This is a genomic window from Francisella noatunensis subsp. noatunensis, from assembly GCF_009823375.1.
Lineage (GTDB): Bacteria > Pseudomonadota > Gammaproteobacteria > Francisellales > Francisellaceae > Francisella > Francisella noatunensis.
Genome location: NZ_WBSX01000122.1, coordinates 1 through 5,477, shown reverse-complemented (window position 1 = coordinate 5,477; position 5,477 = coordinate 1). Strand labels below are relative to the sequence as shown.

The following is a 5,477-nucleotide window of genomic DNA, read 5'->3' as shown; positions in this document are numbered from 1 at the left end:
TCTATTTGAAAGAGTTAAGTGCTTTGGCATTTTTTAGTTCCTTATCGTTTATTTTAGTTTCGTCAAAACCTAATAAACTATATTTGGAACTCTCTTTCAACTATTTAAAACTTTCAGAATACAATCTAGCTAATAATCGAACAACCGTAGCTCATTCTATACATATTGATAAAAAAGATTTACAAAAATTAAAAGACTCTGATGTTGGAGTTGCTTATAATCCTGAGGCTAACGCAAAAGGTGCAACAGGTATCGCTGATGCATACTATATGCTCAAAATAGGCATGGCAGTTGGTATAGGTACAGATGGTCCAATGAGCGCTAATCAATTATCTATACTACCATATCTGAATTATGCGGCTAATATGCAAAGATTAAAATACTCTGATAGAACAATTATGTTACCCAAAGATATTGTGTATATGGCGACTTTAGGTGGTGCTAAAGCATTACATATAGATAATTATGTTGGGGCTTTAGAAAAAGGTAAAAAGGCAGACCTTATTATAATAGATACAAAGTCTCCAAATATGACTCCGATTCATGATATCTATGCAGCTATTGTATATCAAGCAAATCCAGAGAATGTTTTGACAAGTATCATAAATGGTAAAGTTGTTATGTTAAATAGAGAATTATTAACTTATTCATTACCTAATGATGCTAAAGATTTTGGAAATTTAACTGATAAAGTCTATAAATACGGAAAGGAATTAGCCAAAAAGGCAAAATAATAGTAAAGGTAAAAAATGAAACAAAAAACGCTAATTCTCGGTATAGGATCACCTTTTGCAGATGATCAGTTTGGTTGGTTTGTAGCTGATAAACTAGCTGAGATTATAAAAGAAAAAAACATCCAAAATATCACTGTAGAAAGTGCTGATAGACCAGGTTTAAATTTACTAACATTTCTAGATAGTGGATATGACAAAATTATTCTTATAGATGCTGTATATGCAAAAGTTACACCAGGTACAGAGTTTTATTTCAAAGCAAAAGAAATTCTTAGCTTTGGAGGTTTTTTTATCATCTCATAGTGTTGGTGTTGCGCCATCCTTAGCATTAGCTGATGCTATAGGGATGGATATTAGCAATGTTGAGTTCTATGGGGTAGAAGGTCAAAGAATCTTTGAAAAAGATGAAATACTCTCTGATATTGTAAAGGATGCTATAGAGTCAATGTCTAAAAAAATTATAAACAATCTAAACTTATAGACTTTATTTCTATTTATGTGAGTTACCCTCTATTAGATCTGCAGGTAATTTGACAGTCATATAAATCGCTCCACCTAATGCAAAGCCTATTGCTGCAAATGGGGCTACAAAGATATTAACTATATCACTATCTCCAGAATGATGCTCTCCATTATATAAGATAGCTTGAGACTTTGAAGCTCCCTCAAACAAACCAATAAAAGAACCAATTGGAGCTGTTGCCAATAAAGCTACATCACTAATTGGAGTCACTATATAGTCATTTAAAAAACCTTTACTTTCTACTTTTGGGGCATTAGAAGGAGTATTTATCGGATCATTACTAATACCCAGTATCAGCAAAGCTATAGTTTAGTAGAAAGAGAAAAAAGCATATACAAAACACTATTTTTTAATCATAAACCTCTCCAGCGAAGCTATTTATTAAAGAAAAATAATTAAGATTTTACTTTAATATCATTTAGATAAATAGCTGATTAAATAAATACTAATCAACCGAAATTCGCTTATATTTAATCTTAGTAATAGCATCATATTTATCGCCAAGACGGCGTTTTTTGTCTTCGATATAAACATCGTAGTTACCTTCAAACCAAACTACTTCACTATTACCCTCAAAAGCAAGCATGTGTGTAGCAATACGGTTTAGGAACCATCTATCATGCGAAATAACCATAATACAACCTGGGAAAGCTAATATAGCTTCCTCAAGCGCTCTTAAAGTCTCAACATCAAGATCGTTTGTCGGTTCATCTAGTAGAATAACATTCCCACCACTTCTAAGTAGCTTCGCAAGATGGACACGGTTTCTCTCTCCACCTGATAACTGAGAAATATATTTCTGCTGATCTGCACCTTTGAAGTTAAATCTACCTACATATTGGCGTGATGGAATAGTGAATTTACCAACTGTAATTACATCTAGACCATCTGCAATTTCTTCCCAAACTGTTTTGTTGTCATCTAGAGCATCACGCGACTGATCTACATAAGCAAGATTTACAGTTTCACCGATATTTATCTCACCAGAATCAGGAGTTTCTTTACCAGTTAGCATCTTAAAAAATGTAGACTTACCAGCACCGTTAGCTCCAATAATACCAACAATCGAACCTGGATACACATCCATTTCAAGACCATCTACAAGAAGCTTATCATCAAATGATTTAACAAGATCTTTGACTTTGATGACATTGTTACCTAGTCTTTCTCCAGGTGGGATATATAGCTCTTGAGTTTCATTACGCTTTTGGAACTCTTGAGAGCTTAACTCATCGAATTTCGCTAATCTAGCTTTTGATTTAGCTTGGCGACCTTTGGCATTTTGACGTACCCACTCTAGCTCTTCTTTAAGCGCTTTTTGATGTGAAGATTCACGTTTCTCTTCCATCTCTAGACGTTTTTGCTTTTGCTCAAGCCATTGTGAATAGTTACCTTTAAATGGAATACCTTCTCCTCTATCAAGCTCTAAAATCCACTCAGCAACATTATCCAAGAAATATCTATCATGGGTAATAGCTACAACTGTACCTTTATATTCTGCCAAGAATTTCTCTAACCATGCTACAGATTCTGCATCTAAATGGTTAGTAGGCTCATCTAAAAGTAAGATATCAGGAGCAGATAATAATAATTTACATAATGCAACACGACGAGCTTCACCACCTGATAGCTTAGTAACATCAGCATCCCATGGCGGCAAACGTAGCGCTTCTGCAGCAACTTCTAGCTTACGATCAATTTCCCAAGCTCCAGCAGCATCGATGGCATTTTGCAAGTTACCCTGCTCTTCTAGAAGCTTAGCCATTTCATCATCTGACATTGGCTCACAAAACTTCATACTAATTTCATCAAACCTAGTAAGCATCTCTTGCAAGTGTGATAGTGCCTCCTCAACATTACCTCTTACATCTTTTGTTTCATCTAGCTTCGGTTCTTGTGGTAGATAACCAATTTTGACACCTTTACGTGGAGCTGCTTCACCAACAATCTCAGTATCAAGACCAGCCATAATTCTAAGTAGTGTTGATTTACCAGAACCATTAAGACCTAATACACCAATCTTTGCGCCATCAAAAAATGATAGTGAAATATCTTTAAGGATATATTTGTTAGGTGGCACAACTTTGCCGACCCTATGCATTGAGTATATATATTTTTCAGCCATGCAAATTATTTTTGAAAATTTAAGATAAACAGATTATAGCAGATGATTAAAATAGTTTCTTTTATAAAGCAAAAATGACTTATTTTTTTGTTTTTTACAAAACCATATTCACTATAATTTAGTTATTTTCATAATATTATCTTACGAACAATTTGACCTAATTATTGCGAGTTAGGTACTTTTGTTTAAACTTTGAAATTAGAGATAAAAAAATGAAAGACTTACAACTAAAAACTATTTTTCTTTGTTCTTTAGGCATGGTTCTAACTCCCAAATTATTATACTTTTAATATTTGCTTTATGTTTTGTTACAAGACCTATTGGTGGTATTATCTTTGGACAAATTGGTGATAGAGTTGGACGCAAAAAAGTATTGGTAGCTGCTGTACTTTTGATGACAATTGGCACATTAGGTATTGGTCTTATTCCTGATGCTTCAGTCATAGGAATATATGCTGGTTTACTATTACTTACTTTTCGTATTATGCAAGGGCTTTCTGCCGGTGGAGAAGTCAATAGTGCATTTACATATCTAAACGAAACTATCATTACTAACAAAATATATCCTATCGCAGCAATAATGATCTCGGCAGCTATAGGTGTAATGCTTGCTAAACTACTAACAATAATACTTAATTTTATTTTCCCTGAAAACTATGCTTGGAGAGTTGCTTTTATACTTGGTTCCACACTAGGAATTGTTACTTTTTATATAAGAAAAGAGCTACATGAGAGTCCTCTTTTTACCCAATTATTACAAACTAATCAACTGACAAAAAATCCAATTATTGAGCTATTCAAACATTACAAAATGCCGTTATTAGGTTGTTTTTTAATGACTGCTAATGTTATGTCTTGTATTACTCTGTTCTATTATGCTTTACCAAGCTATTTAGCGAACCTATCTAATTATAGCTCTAACAGTATGCTCAAGATTAGTATTATAGGCTTACTTATGATGTGTATATTTGGCTTACTATCAGCATTACTAATAAAGAAAGATAGCATTCCAAAATTGGATAATTGGTTCTTACTTTTCTCATCAATATTATCTATCTGGTTATGCTATGCCTTTATTCATAACTCACACTATATGGTTGCGTATTTAGCCTATAGTATTTTATTTAGTGCTTATATCATGATTGCTCAATATAGATGTATTAATGCTTTACCTGTCAAAGTAAGATTAGTTGGCATGGGAATTGGTTATGGTTTAGGTTCTGCTGTTTTCGTTGGATTTATGCCTATTATAACACAGTCTCTTATTTTAGAGTACCACTCACTTTATGTACCTGCTTTTATTGCTATTATTACAGCGGCATTATCTTTAGTAGGCTCTCTTATTCTAAATATAACCTCCCATACTAAAAAATAAAATTATGAAAAAAAGTATAAGAAGTAAGAGTACTGTAATGAATGTGATACAAAAGCTTTTAATTGTAAATAAAGGCTTTGGATTAGGATTTAACTCTCGTAATCTTTTACGATACTCTTCATCAGACTCACCAACTTTTCTTTTATTAGGGTTTAAAAGCTAGATTGTATTCTCAATGTTTATAGAGATACCAAAATGTACTTCATTAGGTGTCAAGTAATTTAAACATTTCTTAGGTCTATTATTCAAGTCTATCTGTAACTTTCTAATGTATTGATGAGATATATTGTTAAAGTTAGTACCTTTAGGTATAAATTGTCTGATATACCTATTCATGTTTTCATTAGTACCTCTTTGCCAAGGACTGTATGGATCAGCAAAGAATACTTTGATGCCAGTCTTGCTAGTTAGCTTCTTATGTTTAGCAAACTCTTTACCATTATCAAATGTAGCTGTTAATATTTTATGACCATTAGATACTTTGTACAATATTCTATTGATTGAATTAGCTGTTCTATCTATAGACTTGGCTAAAATAGTAAATCTGCTAGCTCTATCGACCATTGTTACAATAGCACTTTTATGGTCTTTACCAACAATAGTGTCACCTTCAAAGTGATAAAGATTTTTTCTATTAGCACTGCTAGGTCTTTCAGAAATACTCGCTCTATCCTTTATCTTAACTTGTTTAGAGTCACCTTCTTTTTTGTATTTATATTG

General features: G+C 32.8%; 6 protein-coding genes and 1 pseudogene. 4 read left to right on the top strand and 3 right to left on the bottom strand.

The window, feature by feature from the left end; all coding sequences use genetic code 11:
- The 3 genes from F8C69_RS08850 to F8C69_RS10855 form a co-directional block, all read left to right on the top strand.
- Positions 1 to 734: amidohydrolase family protein (locus F8C69_RS08850; RefSeq protein ID WP_159184919.1), on the top strand; the 734-nt coding region annotated here is incomplete at its 5' end.
- A 15-nt stretch (positions 735 to 749) separates the two neighbouring features.
- Positions 750 to 1,037, top strand: a complete 288-nt coding sequence (locus F8C69_RS10860) for a hydrogenase maturation protease (RefSeq protein ID WP_234384256.1) — start codon at positions 750 to 752, stop codon at positions 1,035 to 1,037.
- Positions 1,012 to 1,215, top strand: coding sequence for a hypothetical protein (locus F8C69_RS10855; protein WP_234384257.1), 204 nt, complete (start codon positions 1,012 to 1,014; stop codon positions 1,213 to 1,215). The genes F8C69_RS10860 and F8C69_RS10855 overlap by 26 nt, the downstream gene beginning before the upstream one ends.
- 9 nt (positions 1,216 to 1,224) lie before the next feature.
- Here F8C69_RS10855 and F8C69_RS08840 read toward each other — a convergent pair whose 3' ends face one another.
- Both F8C69_RS08840 and ettA read right to left on the bottom strand, forming a co-directional pair.
- A complete protein-coding gene (locus tag F8C69_RS08840) occupies positions 1,225 to 1,557 on the bottom strand; it encodes a hypothetical protein (protein ID WP_234384258.1) in 333 nt (110 codons plus the stop codon).
- A 145-nt stretch (positions 1,558 to 1,702) separates the two neighbouring features.
- Entirely contained in the window at positions 1,703 to 3,382 is a 1,680-nt protein-coding gene (gene ettA / locus F8C69_RS08835) for an energy-dependent translational throttle protein EttA (protein ID WP_159184918.1), read from the bottom strand.
- 212 nt (positions 3,383 to 3,594) lie between these two features.
- Between ettA and F8C69_RS08830 the strand changes: the two are divergent.
- Positions 3,595 to 4,757 (top strand): annotated as a pseudogene (locus F8C69_RS08830) (MFS transporter).
- 159 nt (positions 4,758 to 4,916) lie between these two features.
- Here the strand turns inward: F8C69_RS08830 and F8C69_RS08825 are convergent.
- A partial coding sequence (locus F8C69_RS08825; RefSeq protein ID WP_159183759.1) for an IS30 family transposase occupies positions 4,917 to 5,477 on the bottom strand: 561 nt, incomplete at its 5' end.

What these genes read in the sequence shown, in the direction of transcription:
- F8C69_RS10860 (WP_234384256.1), top strand. Translation starts at nt 750, where the DNA reads ATGAAACAAAAAACGCTAATTCTCGGTATAGGATCACCTTTTGCAGAT.
- ettA (WP_159184918.1), bottom strand. Translation starts at nt 3,382, where the DNA reads ATGGCTGAAAAATATATATACTCAATGCATAGGGTCGGCAAAGTTGTG.